The sequence below is a fragment of the Propionibacterium acidifaciens DSM 21887 genome, assembly GCF_000426605.1.
GTDB classification, from domain to species: Bacteria; Actinomycetota; Actinomycetes; order Propionibacteriales; family Propionibacteriaceae; genus Propionibacterium; species Propionibacterium acidifaciens.
This window is the reverse complement of record NZ_AUFR01000029.1, coordinates 20,668-36,631: the sequence shown is the minus strand read 5'-3', so window position 1 is coordinate 36,631 and position 15,964 is coordinate 20,668. Positions and strand designations below refer to the sequence as shown.

Here is a 15,964-nt window from a genome sequence, read left to right as displayed (position 1 = left end):
GAATGGAGACAACAACACAAGGCAGCAGCCCGAGACCAACCATCAACCACTGCCTGAAAAACCTATATCACTCCATGCGCCGCCCCGGCCCGGGACACGGCGGGCGGCCTCGTGGCCGTGGACGGCCGCGCCGGTCGCGATGGGGTACGGCCGGTTCAGTGGTCGCTCGGCGCCCGGCGCTCCGGGTGGTCGAGGTCGATGGCCGCCAGCTCGCCGACGATGACCAGTGACGGGGGCCGCACCCGGCGGGCCTCCATCGCAGCGGCGGCCTCGCCGAGGGTCGTCGTCCACGAGGCCTGGTCGGGCAGCGAGGCGTTCGAGACGATGCCGACGGGCGTGCCGGGCGCCAGGCCGCCGGCGATGAGTTCGGGGGCGATGTCGCGCAGGTGCGCGACGCCCATGAGGATCACGAGCGTCGTGCGGCTGCGGGCCAGCTCGCGCCAGGGCACCTCGGAGCGGGGGTCGTTCGGCGAGACGTGGCCCGAGACCACGGTGAAGCCCTGCACCAGGTGACGGTGCGTCAGCGGGATGCCGGCCAGCGCCGGGCCCGAGGTGGACGAGGTGACGCCCGGCACGACGCGCACCGGCACGCCGGCCTCGGCGCAGGCCTGCCACTCCTCGCCGCCGCGGCCGAAGACGAAGCAGTCGCCGCCCTTGAGTCGCACGACCCGTCGGCCGCGCCGCGCATGGGCGACGAGCAGCCGGTTGATCTCCTCCTGGGGCACGTAGGAGCCCTGCGGGACCTTGCCGACCGGGACGCGTTCGGCGTCGGCGGGCGCCTGGTCGAGGACCTCGGCCGGGGCCAGCCGGTCGTAGAGCACGACATCGGCCTGCCGGATCGCCTTGAGCCCGGCGACGGTGATGAGGTCGGGGTCGCCGGGGCCGCCGCCCACGAGGGTGACGGTGCCGGGCTGCAGCGTGATGTCCATCTGTCCTTCCTGACGATCGGCGCGCGGTCCGGCAGGATCAGCGCGCTGCCCCGTCGTGGGCGCCCGCGGGCCGTTCGTCCGTGAGCATGGCGATCGCCTGCTCAAGGTTACGGGGTCGCCGGTCGAGGCCGAGCGCCGCGGCCAGCGCGAGCGTCCAGGGCTTCTCCAGGTGGGCCCGCGCGATGAGCCCGGAGTCGGCCAGCAGCTCGTCGACCGGGCCCTGGCGCACGGCGGCGTCGCAGACCACGGCGGCCTCGTCGGCCCAGTCCAGGGCCAGCGCCACGTCGTGGGTGGCCATGAGGATCGTCGCCCCGGCCGCGGTGAGCCGGTCGAGCGCCTCGCGCATCTGCCGCACACCGGCCGGGTCGAGGCCGGCAGTCGGCTCGTCCAGCAGCAGCAGGTCCGGGCGCATCGCCACCGCGCCGGCCGTCGCGACGCGCTTGCGCTCGCCGTACGACAGGTGGTGGGTGGCGCGCTCGGCGAGGTGATCGGCGCCGAGCAGCCGCAGGGACTGGTCCACGCGCTCGCGCACCTCGTCGACGGGCAGACCCAGGTTCATCGGGCCGAACGAGACGTCCTGGGCCACGTCGGCGCTGAACAGCTGGGCGTCGGGGTCCTGCAGGACCATCTGGACGTGGCGGCGGTGCTCGCGCAGCCCCTTGCGCGACCAGTCGAGCGGTTCGCCCTCGCGCAGCACCCGGCCCGAGGCCGGCTCCAGCGAGCCCGCCAGGACGCTCATGAGCGTCGTCTTGCCCGAGCCGTTCGCCCCGAGGAGCGCCAGGCGGGTGCCCCGCTCGATGTGCAGGGTGACGCCGTCGAGCACCCTGGGGCGGCCGGGGTGGCCGGCGACGACGTGATCGGCCTGAAGAAGTGCGGTCATGATGCGGTGCCCCCCAGACTGAGTGCCCAGATCGCCGCGATGACGGCGAGGGTGATGACGATGAAGCGGGGCGAGGCCCGGCGCCGTACGGGCAGGGTGGCCAGTGTGGTCTCGAAGCCGCGGTGGCTCATGCCCTCGTTGAGGCGCCCGGCGCGCTCCCAGGCGAGGATGCCGATGGCGCCGATGGCGGCCGCCGTGTTGTCCCAACGCCGGCGCAGTCCGTGCATGGGGCCGACGGGGTTGTCGCCGAGGCGGCAGCGCTGGGCCTCCATGACGGTGAGCATCGTGTCGAGGATGACGAACAGCAGCCGGTAGGTCAGGTTGGCGATCTCCAGCAGCGGCTCCGGCACGTGGAAGCGGCGCAGCCAGGTCAGCAGGTCGACCATCGGCGTGGTGGTGGCGAGAACCATGACGGACAGGGTGCCCGACATGCCGTGCAGGAACAGGCGCAGGGCCTGCACCGACGAGGTGGGCCCGATGCTCAGCGCTCCGAGGCTCCACCAGGCGTCCGTGGGCGTCCGGCCCACCGCCAGGAGCACCGAGACGCCGCCCAGCACGAGGAAGACGAGGGGGGCGCTCATCGCCTCGGCCAGCACGTGGAGGCGGATGCGGGCCGAGCCGAGGATGAAGGCGACGGCGGCGACCGAGACGAGGACGGTGCCCGGCCAGACCGGCGCGAGGAGCGCCGTGAGCACCAGGCCCATCGAGCAGAGCACCTTCTCACCGACGCGGCGACGCCGCCATGGGGAGTCCCAGGCGGCGTCGTCGAGAGCGTTGATGTGGTGGGAGTGGTTGTTCATCGGGCCCGGGTCATTCGTTCGTCGTCCGGTCCAGGGCGGCGTCGGCGGCCACCTGTGCGTCGGCGACCCTGGCGGCGTCGGACGAGCCGGCCTCGGCGGCCGCCTCCTTGCCGGCGACCCGCCTGCCGCTCATGCGGCCGAGGCAGAAGAAGATGATGCCCGAGCCGATGGCCGCCTGGATGGCGAACAGGCCCGACTCGACCTCACCGGCCGGTTCGAACAGCGGCTTGAACCAGGGCTCGGCGCCGGCCTGCTCGGCCGCCTCGGTGGCCGCGTCGTCCGTGCCGCCGAAGGCCTCGTCCGGGTCGGAGGCCATCTTGTTGCCCACGACGAGCGAGATGAGGAAGATGAGGACGACGGCGCCGAGCAGCGCCCAGGTCACCCACTTCTTCGAGCTGGTCAGGGCGCTGGATCCGGTGTCCGCGGTCCCGGCCGCGCCGGTCCTGCTCGTGGTGGTCTCAGACATGGGAGTCCTCCTTCGCGACGGCCGCGGCGCCGGCCCGGCCTGCGCCGATGTCGAAGCCGAGACCGGCCAGCTGCGGGGCGGCGACCCTCACCAGGAAGCGGAACAGGAGGATGCCGAGGAAGCCCTCCATGATGGACAGCGGGACCTGCGAGACGGCGAAGATGCCGAGGAACTTGAGGGCCGCGCCGACGACGCCGCTGGAGGCGTCGGGGAAGGCGAAGGCCAGCTGGAAGCTCGTCACGCAGTAGGTGGCGAGGTCGCTGATCGCCATGCACAGGAAGATCGCCAGGGCGTTCGGCCCGTGCAGCCTCTTCGTGAGCAGGTAGACCCAGTAGCCGATCCACGGGCCCGCGATGGCCATGGAGAAGGTGTTGGCGCCGAGGGTCGTGATGCCGCCGTGGGCGAGCAGCAGGGCCTGGAAGACGAGCACGATGACGCCCATGAACGCCATGACCGGCGGTTTGAACAGGATCGCCCCGACGCCGGTGCCGGTGGGGTGCGAGCTCGAGCCGGTGACGCTCGGCAGCTTGATGGAGCTGAGCAGGAAGGTGCAGGCGCCGGCGGTGGCGAGCAGGAGCTTGTTCTCGGGGTGCTCCCTGACCTCCTTGACGACCTTCACCGCCCCGTGGATCACGAACGGAGCGGCCGCCGCGTACCAGATGGCGCATTGGGCTGGGGGGAGAACGCCTTCAGCGATGTGCATGAAGTCATTCCTTTCTCGGGATCGTGCGTCCCGTCGCGGAAAGGGCCCCGAGCAGGACGTTCTCTGGCTCGCATCTCGTCGATGCTCACAGTGGCGCGACCGTGCCGGACTCCCACCGGCTTCCCGTCGCTGTCAGGGCTTGTGCACTCGGGATTATTGCACCCGCGGGGTCCGAGCCCCCAGGCGACTCCCGGGAAGTCCCCGCGCCTCTGATCTGCTTTCGTGATTGCGCATGACGGCATGGAACGACTGACTAGGGAACGGACTGGTGGGGCCGGTCGCGGGTTCGGGGGCGCCCGCTCCCGTCAGTGCCCTTCTCACTGTCGTCCCGTCCCGCCCGGGCCGGGCGCTCCGCCGCGCGGAGAACGAGGAAGGAGCGCTGCACCGGGTCCCGCCCGCCTTCGGGACGCCGGGCGGTCGCCCGGATGCCGGATGACCCGTTCGCAGGGCCCACGGGCGCTCCGCCGCGCGGAGAACGAGGACGCTCGGAGGACTCTCCCTTTTCGACCCTCATCGTCATTGCGCATGCTCCGCACAGCGAGTCCGCTCGCAGAGTCCGCTCGGACCGCTTCGGTCGGGGCCGTCAGGACAGCGTGTAGAACTCCAGCGCGATGTTGTCCGGGTCGCGGAAGGCGATGAGCGCGCCGGTGGCTCCGCGGACGATGCCGCTGTTCTCCACGCCCGCACTCCCGAGCCGGGCCTCCCAGGCGCGCAGCACGGCCGTGTCGGGCACCGCGAGGCTCAGATGGTCCAGGCCGGCGCGGTGCTCGTCGAAGGGGCCGGGTGCCGCGGTCCTGCCGTGGCTGACGAGGCCGAGCGTCACCGGGCCGAGCTGCACCAGCGCCTTCGTCATGGGGCCGATGTCGAGGCGTCGCAGCTCCCGGGCGCCCAGCACCCGCGTGTACCAGGTCACGCTCGTGTCGAGGTCGGTGACGGTGATGCCGATGTGGTGGACGCCGGTGATCTGCGGGTACGCGCTCATGGCATCGAGTGAACCACCCGGATCGTCTCAGGACGAGGGCCCGGGCGAGCTGGCTCCGGCGGGCGCGACGACCCGATCCGGACGGGCTCGCAGCGCTCCTCGGCTCCTCCTCCGCCCGGGGCGGCGCACGTGCGCGAGCGTGCACGTCTCGGGGCGGGGCCCGGGGCCTCTCCCGCCCGGGCGGTGACGGCATCGGTCGGGCGCTGGCGTCGTCCCTGCGTCCTGTCTCGTCGTGCGGAGACGTTCACTGCGCGCAGATCGACTGTCATCGCGCATTCTTCGCACGGTGAGTCCGCTGAGTCCGTTCGGGGCGGGCGCGGCGTCAGCGCTCGGCGAGCAGGGGCAGGGCGAACCGCCGCAGCGCCGGCGAACCGGTGAGACGGCGCGCGCCCATCCCGGCGTCCCGGAAGCATCGGTCGGGGTCGACGACGACCGCCCCGTCGATCTCGCGGACACAGGCGGGGTAGGCCTCGGGCGCCGGGGGAGCGCTCGGCCCCACCAGGTGCACCCGCGCCCCGGCGCAGAGCTCGAGCAGGCGCGGAAGGGTCTTGTTGGTCAGCGCCGAGCCGGTGATCGCGACGACCTCGCGGCCGGGCAGCTCGTACTCGCAGGCGGAATCGGGCAGGTCGTCGCCGCGGGGGCGCCGCTCCAGGACGACGGTCCGCCCGCCCAGCTGCTCGACGAAGGAGAAGTGCCCGATGACCGCGCTGCGGCTTCCGACCAGCACCGGCACGAGTCGGGCGCCGGCCTCGGCGCGTTCGTCCCAGGCCAGTCCCGGACGACCGGTCAGCCGCTCGGGCCGGGCGTACCAGGCGTTGAGCGCGGCGACCCCGAGGCTCGCCAGGCGCAGGTCCCAGCTCGTCGCGAGCGCGGCCACCTCGTGCAGCCCGGCCCCGACGACCGCCGGCTCGGGCCCGGTCGGCCCGCCCCGGTAGGTCATCGCCACGCCCATCGTCCCCGCGTCGGTGCCGACGACCGTCCAGCGGTTCACCAGCGCCCTCGTCACGGTGATGCCCTCGGGCACCCCGCCGATGAGTCGTCCGTACAGCTCCCATGGGTCCGCCATGGCGCACCTCCCGTTCGGGCCGCGGCTCCGGGGCCGTGGCGCATCCGCGCTCGACATCGTGCCACGCATTCGCGGACCCGGCATCCCGGCCCGATCGGAGCCGGACGGGCCTGTCCACGAGCCCTCGACGAGGGGCCCCGGCTACGCTGGGAGGCATGTTCGGGACGGGGCCTGTTCGCGGGGCCCGGCTGCGGGGCCGTCCGTGGCAGGAGCGCCGCGTGCCGGTGCTGCGCGCACGTGCCGCGGACCCGGGCCCGGCTCGGACGACCCCGGGCGCCGTCCCGGGTCGGACCCGCCGAAGGAGTCGACGATGACCATTCTCGTCCCGGGCGAGGCCCTGGCCGGCGTGCTCGCCCGCTTCGGCGCGGCCGTCATGGTGACGCCGCGGTCCGGCTCCTGGTCGCGCGTGCTCACCGTCGACGCACACGCCGAGACGACGCCGGCCGGCGTCGAGATCGTCGTCGAGTCGCCGCACCCGGCCGGTCTGCGCCGGGTCGCCGCCGAGCCGCTCGTCACCCTCGTCTGGCCGCCGCTCGTGCACCACGGGCACAGTCTCGTCGTCGATGGCTGGGGCCGTGTCGACGGGCCCGACATCCGCGTCCGCCTCGACCACGCCGTGCTGCACCGTCCCGGCTCCCACTCCGACGGGCCCGACTGGCTCTGGTGAGGGCCCGTGGCGACGGGAGGCCCTGTGGGGAGGGGGATGGTTCCTCTCCGCCGGGGCACGCCCGGGCCCGGCCGGGGAGCCCCATCGATCCCCGGGCCCGACAGGCCGGGGGAGCCGACGACGGGGGCCCCATCGGCTCCGCGCTCCGGAATAACCGGGGCCCGGAAACGGTTGAGCCAGGTGGACTCAATGAGATGAGTTGAGTGCGCTACACTCAATGAGGTGCCGCTCGGAAGGGCGCACCGCGAGAGCGGACGAGGCTTGCGGGCCGGATGCGGACAGCACCCTGCGCAGCCGGCCCGGACAATTCAACAGTCATCGGGGCGCCGCCGGGAGGCGGGGCCCGCAAGGAGGAGGACGGCGCAGGCCGTCCCACTAGTGGAGGAACAACAATGGCTCGTGCAGTAGGTATCGACCTCGGCACCACCAACTCGGTCATCGCCGTTCTCGAGGGCGGCGAGCCGACCGTCATCCAGAACGCCGAGGGCGCCCGCACCACCCCGTCGGTCGTCGCCTTCGCCAAGAACGGCGAGGTCCTCGTCGGCGACGTCGCCAAGCGACAGGCCGTCACCAACCCCGAGCGTACGATCCGCTCGGTTAAGCGCCACATGGGCACCAGCTGGACGGCCGAGGTCGACGGCAAGACCTACCGTCCCCAGCAGGTGAGCGCCTACGTGCTCCAGAAGCTGAAGCGCGACGCCGAGGCCTACCTGGGCGAGGACGTCACGAACGCCGTCATCACCGTTCCGGCCTACTTCGGCGACGCCGAGCGGCAGGCCACCAAGGAGGCCGGCGAGATCGCGGGCCTCACCGTCGACCGCATCATCAACGAGCCGACCGCGGCGGCCCTGGCCTACGGCCTCGACAAGGCCGACCAGGAGCAGACCGTCCTCGTCTTCGATCTCGGCGGCGGCACCTTCGACGTCTCGCTGCTGGACATCTCCGACGGCGTCTTCGAGGTGAAGGCCACCAAGGGCGACGCCCGCCTGGGCGGCGACGACTGGGACCAGCGCATCGTCGACTGGCTCATCGGCCAGTTCAAGAACAAGAACGGCGTCGACCTCGGCAACGACAAGATGGCCAAGCAGCGCCTCCAGGAGGCCGCCGAGAAGGCCAAGATCGAGCTGTCGCAGGCCACCAGCACGAACATCAACATCCCGTACATCACGGCCAACCAGGCCGGCCCGCTCCACCTGGAGGAGTCGCTCACCCGCGCCGAGTTCCAGCGCCTGACCCAGGACCTGCTGGACCGCTGCCGCGAGCCCTTCCGCTCCGTGCTCAAGGACGGCGGCACCGGCGTTGGCGACATCGACCAGATCATCCTCGTCGGCGGCTCCACCCGGATGCCGGCCGTGCGCGACCTGGTGAAGGAGCTCTCCGGCGGCAAGGACCCGAACCAGTCGGTCAACCCCGACGAGGTCGTCGCCATGGGCGCGAGCCTGCAGGCCGGCGTGCTCAAGGGCGAGGTCAAGGACGTGCTGCTGCTCGACGTCACCCCGCTGAGCCTGGGCATCGAGACCCGCGGCGGCGTCATGACGCGCATGATCGAGCGCAACACGACGATCCCGACCAAGCGCTCCGAGATCTTCACCACCGCCGAGGACAACCAGCCCTCGGTGATGATCCAGGTCTACCAGGGCGAGCGCGAGTTCGCCCGCGACAACAAGTCGCTCGGCAACTTCGAGCTCACCGGCCTCATGCCGGCCCCGCGCGGCATGCCGCAGATCGAGGTGACCTTCGACATCGACGCCAACGGCATCGTGCACGTCTACGCGAAGGACACCGCTACCGGCAAGGAGCAGTCCATGACCGTCACCGGCGGCTCGGCCCTGAGCAAGGACGAGATCGACCGCATGGTCAAGGACGCCGAGGCCAACGAGGCCGCCGACAAGAAGCGCCGCGAGGCCGTCGAGATGCGCAACGAGGCCGACGCGCTGGTCTTCCGCACCGAGAAGCTGCTGGCCGACAACGGCGAGCAGATCTCCGACGACGTCAAGGCGCCGGTCACCGAGGCCGTCGGGAAGCTGAAGGAGGCCCTCAAGGGCACCGACAACGACGACGAGGTGCGGGCCGCCATGGACGACCTCAACCAGAAGGCCTCGGCCATGGGCCAGGCCATGTACCAGGCCGCGCAGGCCGCTGCGGCGTCGGCGCCCTCCGGCGAGTCCGGCGGCTCGTCGTCCGACGGCGGCGACAACGGTGGTGACGGCGGCGACGTCGTCGATGCCGAGATCGTCGACGACGACAAGTGATCGTCGGCGCCGGGGCCGACGCGCCGGTGATGCCGGAGCGTCGGACCGGCGCCCGTACGATGGCTGCTCGTGGAGGCCGTCCCGTCACCCGGACGGCCTCCACGGTGCGGCTGCTCGCCGGGGCCCACGGACGGGGCCGGCGACGGGCAGAATCGAAGAGCATCCACTGGTCGTGCGGGGGCCGTCCCGCACGGCCGCACCGCACCGGGCGCCGACCCGGTGCCATCGCCACGAGGAGCGAACACGATGACCAAGACCCCGGACCGGGGCGCCGAGCCGGACGAGCCCGCCGAGGGCGTCGGCGAGGAGTTCGCCGGTCTCACCCCCGAGGAGTTCCTCGCGCGGACCGCCGGGAGTGCCGCCGCCGAGCCCGCCGTGCCCGCCGACGGGCACGAGGGCGAGCAGGACGACCCGCTGGCCGTCGCCCAGAAGGAGCTGGCCGAGCGCACCGAGGACCTTCAGCGGCTGCAGGCCGAGTACGTCAACTACCGCAAGCGCGTCGAACGGGACCGCGACGTCGCCCGCATCCAGGGCGTCGAGTCGATCGTCCGCGATCTCATGCCGGTGCTCGACGCCATCGGCCAGGCCGAGGCGCACGGCGAGCTGACCGGCGGTTTCAAGCTGGTGGCCGACGAGCTCACGAGGGTCACGGCCGGTCACGGGCTCGCCGCCTTCGGCGAGCCCGGTGAGGAGTTTGATCCGCGCCGCCACGAGGCCCTCATGCAGGTGCCGGTGCCCGGCGACGGCGAGATGAGCATCCACGAGGTCATGCAGAAGGGCTTCGAGCTGGGCGGCACCGTCGTGCGTCCGGCGCGCGTCGTCGTCGCCGTGCCCACCGGCGAGCCCGACGGCGACGACGGGCCGGGGCGGTCGTCCGACGGGCAGCCGTCCGAGGCGCCGGGGGACGCGCCGGCGGGCGACGAACCGGAGGGCGACTAGGGCAGCGGCCCGTCAGGAACGGGGCGCGGGATGACCACTTCCACGAGACGCGGTGAGGAGGCGCGACGATGAGCACGAAGGACTGGCTCGAGAAGGACTACTACAAGGTCCTCGGCGTCTCCAAGAACGCCAAGCCGGAGCAGATCAAGAAGGCGTTCCGCAGGATCGCCCGCGAGAACCATCCCGACCAGCATCCGGGCGACAGGAGGGCCGAGGAGCGCTTCAAGGAGGCCTCCGAGGCCAATGACGTGCTGTCCGACCCGGCCAAGCGCAAGGAGTACGACGAGCTGCGCGCCGGCGGGGGCTTCCACTTCAACCGTCCGGGCGGGGCCGGCGGCGCCAACGTCAACGACGTCTTCCGGAACATGACCGGGGGGATGGGCGACAGCGGCCTCGGTGATCTGTTCGGCGGCCTGTTCACCGGCGGGGCGAGCCGCCGCACGAGCGCCCGGCACGCCCGCCGCGGCGCCGACGTCGAGGGCGAGGTCTCGATCTCCTTCGGCGAGGCGGTCAAGGGCACGACCGTCGGCATGCAGATGGTCTCGGACGACGCCTGCCCGGCCTGCCGCGGCACCGGCGCCAGGGCCGGCACCGTTCCGCGCGTCTGCCCCAACTGCCAGGGCTCGGGCGTGCGGACCGGCAGCGCCCAGGGCGTCTTCGGGCTCACCGAGCCCTGCGCCACGTGCAGCGGCCGCGGCATGATCGTCGACGATCCGTGCACGAGCTGCCACGGGTCGGGACGGGCCAGGAGCCAGCGCACCATGCAGGTGCGCATCCCCGCCGGCGTCACCGACGGCCAGCGCATTCGCGTGCGCGGCAAGGGCAGCAAGGGCGAGAACGGCGGCGCGCCCGGTGACCTCTACGTGCTCGTGCACGTGGCGGCCCACCCGCTGTTCGGGCGCAGCGGCGACAACCTCACCGTCACCGTCCCGGTCACCTACGCTGAGGCCGCGCTCGGCGCCGAGATCGAGGTGCCCTCCCTGGAGGGCGGCCGGGTGCGGCTGCGCATCCCCGCCGGCACGCCCAACGGGCGCACCTTCCGCGTCCGCGGCAAGGGCATCGGCAGGGCCAAGGGCGGTCGCGGCGATCTGCTCGTGTCCGTCGAGGTGCAGGTGCCGGCGCACCTGTCGGACGCCGCGCGCGCCGCACTCGAGGACTACGTCAGGGCGGTCGCCGAGCCCGATCCGAGGGCCGGCATGGCCGCGCGGGCGGCGAAGGGGTGAGGACGATGCGCGGGGACAGGCTGCCTCAGGTCATCGACCCGGACGCCCCGATCTTCACCGTCTCGGTGGCGGCGTCCCTGGCCGGGATGCACCCGCAGACCCTGCGCGGCTACGACCGGATGGGCCTCGTCGTGCCGCGCCGCGCCAAGGGGCGGGGGCGGCGCTACTCGCCGCGCGACATCTCGCGGCTGCGCCTCATCCAGCACCTGTCGCAGGAGGAGGGCATCAACCTCAACGGCATCCGGCGCATCATCGACATGCGCGACGAGCTCGACCAGATGCAGCGCCGGCTCGACCAGATGACCGAGCTCATGGAGGAGCTGACCGAGGTGCGCGAGGAGGTCCAGCGGGTCTTCCTCGCCGGCCCGGGCGGCGAGGTCGACTACAGCCGCTACCGTCGCTCGCCGAGGCCGCGCGCCATCGAGAGGTGAGCGGCCCGCCGGCCGCACGGGTTCCCGAGGGGCCCGGGGAGCGGGACTGCTCCCCGGGCCCCTCGGCGTCCCGTTGCCTTGTCGGCGGCCCCGTTGGGATGGGTCACGGTCGCCGGGCCCGGCATGACTCGCTGTCCCCGTCGCACAGATGATCCGGGGCCGTCGTCACCGGAGCCGGTGGCGCCGGCCGACTGCTGAGGGGGACACCCCACACGACATGTGCCCGATCATGTTGGTTTCGTCACGATGAAACCCGTTCTCGCTGAGGTGTTGACAACGTAACCCAATAGAACCAAAATTAAACGCAGATCAACGCAGATCCTGCCGTTCGCGGCACGTTCCACCGGGAGATCACACATGTCCCTACCTGACGCCACGGTCAACAAGAACCTCGAGGGCGGAGGCGCCCGCGCCTCCATCCAGCGCTTCGGGGGCTTCCTCGCCGGCATGATCATGCCGAACATCGGCGCCTTCATCGCCTGGGGCCTCGTCGCGGCCCTGTTCATCTCGTCCGGGTGGATCCCCGATGAGAACCTCGTGACGCTGAGCGATCCCATGCTCAACTATCTGCTGCCGCTGCTCATCGGCTACACGGGCGGCAGGACGGTCCACGGCACCCGGGGCGCCGTCGTCGGCGCGATCGCGACGATGGGCGTCATCGTCGGCGCCGACATCCCCATGTTCCTCGGCGCCATGGTGATGGGCCCGCTCGCCGCCTGGCTGCTCAAGAGGATCGACGGCTTCCTCGACGCCAGGGTCCCCTCCGGTTTCGAGATGCTCGTCGACAACTTCTCGCTCGGCATCCTCGGCCTCGTCCTGGCCATCCTCGGTCACGAGGGCGTCGGCCCGCTCGTCGACCTCTTCATGGGCTGGATGGCCGCCGGCGTGAACGCCCTCATCGGCCACCACATGCTGCCGCTGGCCTCGGTCCTCGTGGAGCCGGCGAAGGTGCTCTTCCTCAACAACGCCATCAACCACGGCATCCTCACCCCGCTGGGCACCGAGCAGGTGCGGACCGCGGGCCAGTCGATCCTCTTCATGGTCGAGTCCAACCCCGGTCCCGGCCTGGGCCTCCTGCTGGCCTACTGGGCCTTCGGCTCCCGGCGCATCCGTCAGTCGGTTCCCGGCGCCGTCATCATCCACCTGTTCGGCGGCATCCACGAGATCTTCTTCCCCTACGTGCTCATGAAGCCGAAGACGATCCTCGCCACCATGGCCGGCGCCATGTCCGGTCTGGCCGTCGGCACGCTGCTCGGCGCCGGCCTGTCCGGCCCGGCCTCGCCCGGCTCGATCATCGCCTGGTTCCTCATGTGCCCGCGGACCGGCTACCTTCCGATGATCATCGACTTCCTCGTCGCCACTGCCGTCTCCTTCCTCGTCGCCTCCGCGCTCATCCGCCCCGACAGGCGCAGGGACGACGCGGCCGATGCCGCCGAGCAGGCCCAGGAGGCCCGAGCCGCCGCAGCCGCCGGGGTCGACAGGGAGGCCGTCGGTACCGGCGACTTCGACGCCGCCGCCCTCACGAGGCTCGTCGTGGCCTGCGACGCCGGCATGGGCTCCTCGGTCATGGTCGCCTCGACGATGAAGAAGAGGCTGGCGCCCTACGGCGTCGAGGTCGTCCACACGCCGATCGACCAGATTCCCGACGACGCGACCGTCGTCCTCACCCAGGAGGGCCTGGTCGAACGGGCCCGGGCGAAGTCGCCCCGGGCCACCGTCATCCCCTTCGTCAACTATGTCGGCGACCCGGTCTTCACCGAGGTCACCGACCGGATCAGGGCTGCTCGCGAGGCGCCTGCCGAGTCCGGTGGGCCCGCGCCGACGACCGGTGACGGCGACGCCGCGGTGGCGGTCGCCGCCGCCCGGGCCGTGCGGCGCAAGAAGTCGCTGGGCCGCGACATCCTGCCGGCCGGGGCGATCAGGCTCGGTCTCCACGCGACCGACAAGCAGGACGCCATCCGTCAGGCGGGCCAGGCGCTCGTCGACGTCGGCGCAGCCGGCCCCGAGTACGTCGACGGCATGATCGAGCGCGAGGGCCAGGTGTCCACCTACATGGGCGAGGGCGTCACGATCCCCCACGGCACGAACGAGGCCCGCGCCCACATCAGACGCGCCGCACTGGGGTTCCTCCAGTTCCCCGACGGCGTCGACTGGGACGGCCGGACGTGCTACGTGGCCATCCCGATAGCCTCGGCCTCCGACGAGCACGTCGGCATCATGTCGGCGCTCGCGAGCGTGCTGGCCGACAAGACCAGGGCGGAGCAGCTGCGCACCGCCACCACTGTTGAACAGGTCCAGGAGATCCTGGCCCCGGAGGAGGACTGAACAGATGAAGGCACTTCGTTTCCACGCTCCCGAGGACGTGCGTCTCGAGGACATTCCCGAGCCGCAGTGCGGCCCCGACGAGATCAAGATCAGGGTGCGGAACTGCTCCACCTGCGGCACCGACGTGAAGATCCGCCGCAACGGGCACCAGAACATCACCCGGGTCACGACGATGGGCCACGAGGTGGCCGGCGAGATCGTCGGGATCGGCGCCGAGGTGGCCGGTGACTGGCGGGTCGGCGACCGCGTCCAGTCGATCGCCGCCGTGCCCTGCGGCGAGTGCCACGAGTGCCGCAAGGGCTGGATGCAGGTCTGCGAGAACCAGACGAGCGTCGGCTACCAGTACGACGGCGGGTTCGCCGAGTACATGATCGTGCCGGCCCAGGTGCTCAGGGTCGACGGCCTCACCAGGATCCCCGACGGCGTCGGCTTCGCCGAGGCCAGCGCCGCCGAGCCCTTCGCCTGCGCCATCAACGCCCAGGAGCAGCTCAGCATCGAGGAGGGCGACTTCGTCGTCATCTTCGGCGCCGGCCCGATCGGCTGCATGCACACCCGCATCGCCCGCGGCGTGCACAGGGCCGGGACGATCGTCATGATCGACATCAACGCCGAGCGGCTGGAGATGTCCGCCCGGGCCGTCAACCCCGACATCACGATCGACGGCTCCACCGAGGACGTCGTCGCCAGGGTCATGGAGCTCACCGACGGCCGCGGCGCCGACGTCATCATCACCGCCACCCCGGCCAATGTGGCGCAGGAGCAGGCGCTGGCGATGGCGGCGCGCAACGGGCGCATCTCGTTCTTCGGCGGCCTGCCCAAGACCGATCCGACGATCACCTGCGACTCCAACCTCGTGCACTACCGCCAGCTGCACATCCACGGCGCCAACGGCTCGGCCCCCGAGCACAACAAGCGCGCCCTCGAGTACATCGCCTCGGGTCAGGTGCCCGTCGCCGATCTCATCACGCGGCACGTCCCGCTCGAGAACGCCCTCGAGGCCCTCGACATCGTGGCAGCAGGCGAGGCGATCAAGGTCACCGTCGAGCCCTGAGCCGGCCGGTCGACGGACCGTACCACCATGCCGAGACCCGTGCGCCCCGCAGATCTGCGGGGCGCACGGGTCCGTCCGTGGGAGCCCGAGCCGTGGTGCTGCCTGTCCGGGGACGGGGCCCGTTCGGGGCGTGCTCTTCCCTGCCCTCGGGCCCGTGTGCGCCGTTCGTCCCCGGGCCGGTCCCACGGGACCATGGCGAGGTCGCGGCGATGAGGAGGGCCCTCACGGGCCGGGCTCTCGGTTCGTCGCAGCGCTCTGCGCGGCCGTGGAATCCGTGCGGTCCTCACGGGCCGGGCCCTCGGGGGCGTCCCCGACCCGCGCCTCCCTCGGGACGGCCCGGAACGGATGGCCCGGAGCCGTCCCGGCCCCGCGGGCCCGGCCGGGCTCAGCCGGTCGGCACGCAGGCGCACATGCTCGAGCCGTCGGTGATCCGTCCGGTGACGCACAGCGGTTTCGTCGCCGTCTGCGTCGAGGGTGATGACGAGATCCTGGTCCCCGTCGGCGTCGGTGTCGACCTGCTGCGCGTCCGCCACGGTGGAGCCGGTGCCGCCGTCCTGGGCGAGGGCGCCGGTGTCGATGCTGGTGACGGGCATCTGGGGGCCTCCCCTGAGGACCATGGTGCGCCGCCCGCCACCGGTGGCCGAGTCGTCGCCCGTCGCCGGGACGACGTCGCTGACGAAATCGGTCATCCCCCGGTCATCGGTGACGACGGCGGTGACGCTGACGGGCTCATCGGCCGGGAGCGGGATCGTGCTCCTGGCCCCCTCGGCGAGCTCCTCGCCGCTCTGGCGCTCGACATACCAGTCGACCCTCGTCACGGTGCCGTCAGGGTCGGTGCTCGCCGAGGCGTCGAGATCCAGCCGGTCGCCGGAACGGGTGATCCGCACGTCCCCGGCCGGCCGGACATCGGTGCTGGCGACGCCCGGCTCCTGCTGGATGAGGTCACATCGCACTTGGACGGGGGGAGTGAGGAGATTGTTCTTGATATGCATTGCGATCCATTGACTGGCCCTGCACCGTGATATCTGTCACTCATCGGCTCGCCTCGGTGGTGGACTCCGACCGGGTCCTCGTTCATGGACAGGGGGAGTTTGACGGCGTCCGGGACGCACGCTGAGCTTCTCCGGTCATCCCAGCTGCACCGTGACCTGATCCGCTCACGGCTCATGTGCTGAGCGGCGCGATCGGCCGCGAGGTCCTCCATGACTTCGGTCCTCGGAATCTTCCCCGGCTCGTCCCGCGGGCCCGGA

Annotated in this window: 15 protein-coding genes and 1 riboswitch; of the genes, 8 read left to right on the top strand and 7 right to left on the bottom strand. The window is 71.9% G+C overall.

Translation table 11 applies throughout. The features are described from left to right. Nucleotides 1-155: 155 nt before the first annotated feature. The 7 genes from cobA to K336_RS15865 form a co-directional block, all read right to left on the bottom strand. A complete protein-coding gene (cobA, locus tag K336_RS0110030) occupies nt 156-929 on the bottom strand; it encodes a uroporphyrinogen-III C-methyltransferase (RefSeq protein WP_021797793.1) in 774 nt (257 codons plus the stop codon). Between the two features lie 37 nt (nt 930-966). After that, nucleotides 967-1,809, bottom strand: coding sequence for an energy-coupling factor ABC transporter ATP-binding protein (locus K336_RS0110025; protein ID WP_021797810.1), 843 nt, complete (start codon nt 1,807-1,809; stop codon nt 967-969). Then, a complete protein-coding gene (gene cbiQ / locus K336_RS0110020; protein ID WP_021797797.1) occupies nt 1,806-2,609 on the bottom strand; it encodes a cobalt ECF transporter T component CbiQ in 804 nt (267 codons plus the stop codon). Before cbiQ ends, K336_RS0110025 begins: the two co-directional genes overlap by 4 nt. Nucleotides 2,610-2,619: 10 nt before the next feature. Then, on the bottom strand, nt 2,620-3,075 hold the full coding sequence (locus tag K336_RS0110015; RefSeq protein WP_021797816.1) for an energy-coupling factor ABC transporter substrate-binding protein: 456 nt from the start codon (nt 3,073-3,075) through the stop codon (nt 2,620-2,622). Next, nucleotides 3,068-3,778, bottom strand: coding sequence for an energy-coupling factor ABC transporter permease (locus K336_RS0110010; protein WP_021797813.1), 711 nt, complete (start codon nt 3,776-3,778; stop codon nt 3,068-3,070). The genes K336_RS0110015 and K336_RS0110010 overlap by 8 nt, the downstream gene beginning before the upstream one ends. A gap of 33 nt (nt 3,779-3,811) precedes the next feature. After that, nucleotides 3,812-3,944: riboswitch (cobalamin riboswitch) on the bottom strand. A 417-nt stretch (nt 3,945-4,361) separates the two neighbouring features. Then, a complete protein-coding gene (locus K336_RS0110005) occupies nt 4,362-4,760 on the bottom strand; it encodes a VOC family protein (RefSeq protein ID WP_021797809.1) in 399 nt (132 codons plus the stop codon). A gap of 322 nt (nt 4,761-5,082) precedes the next feature. Continuing rightward, nucleotides 5,083-5,826 (bottom strand): Rossmann-like domain-containing protein, encoded by a 744-nt coding sequence (locus K336_RS15865; RefSeq protein ID WP_021797799.1) that lies wholly within the window; start codon nt 5,824-5,826, stop codon nt 5,083-5,085. Nucleotides 5,827-6,136: 310 nt separating this feature from the next. On the opposite strand from K336_RS15865, the gene K336_RS15860 reads away from it, so the two are divergent. From K336_RS15860 to K336_RS18635, 8 genes are all read left to right on the top strand, one after another. Further along, nucleotides 6,137-6,493, top strand: coding sequence for a hypothetical protein (locus K336_RS15860; RefSeq protein WP_043150792.1), 357 nt, complete (start codon nt 6,137-6,139; stop codon nt 6,491-6,493). Between the two features lie 392 nt (nt 6,494-6,885). Further along, on the top strand, nt 6,886-8,745 hold the full coding sequence (dnaK, locus tag K336_RS0109990) for a molecular chaperone DnaK (RefSeq protein WP_021797808.1): 1,860 nt from the start codon (nt 6,886-6,888) through the stop codon (nt 8,743-8,745). A 246-nt stretch (nt 8,746-8,991) separates the two neighbouring features. Then, complete coding sequence (locus K336_RS19955) at nt 8,992-9,684, top strand: nucleotide exchange factor GrpE (RefSeq protein WP_051245646.1); 693 nt, start codon at nt 8,992-8,994, stop codon at nt 9,682-9,684. A gap of 68 nt (nt 9,685-9,752) precedes the next feature. Continuing rightward, nucleotides 9,753-10,907 (top strand): molecular chaperone DnaJ, encoded by a 1,155-nt coding sequence (dnaJ, locus tag K336_RS0109980; protein ID WP_021797801.1) that lies wholly within the window; start codon nt 9,753-9,755, stop codon nt 10,905-10,907. 5 nt (nt 10,908-10,912) lie between these two features. Further along, nucleotides 10,913-11,338 (top strand): heat shock protein transcriptional repressor HspR, encoded by a 426-nt coding sequence (locus K336_RS0109975; RefSeq protein ID WP_028706944.1) that lies wholly within the window; start codon nt 10,913-10,915, stop codon nt 11,336-11,338. 357 nt (nt 11,339-11,695) lie between these two features. Next, the gene (locus K336_RS0109970) at nt 11,696-13,663 is read left to right on the top strand and encodes a PTS mannitol transporter subunit IICBA (protein ID WP_028706943.1); all 1,968 of its coding nucleotides are present in this window, start codon (nt 11,696-11,698) and stop codon (nt 13,661-13,663) included. A gap of 4 nt (nt 13,664-13,667) precedes the next feature. After that, nucleotides 13,668-14,714, top strand: coding sequence for a zinc-dependent dehydrogenase (locus K336_RS0109965; RefSeq protein WP_028706942.1), 1,047 nt, complete (start codon nt 13,668-13,670; stop codon nt 14,712-14,714). Between the two features lie 410 nt (nt 14,715-15,124). Further along, the gene (locus K336_RS18635; protein WP_155945057.1) at nt 15,125-15,736 is read left to right on the top strand and encodes a hypothetical protein; all 612 of its coding nucleotides are present in this window, start codon (nt 15,125-15,127) and stop codon (nt 15,734-15,736) included. The last annotated feature ends 228 nt before the right edge of the window (nt 15,737-15,964 follow it).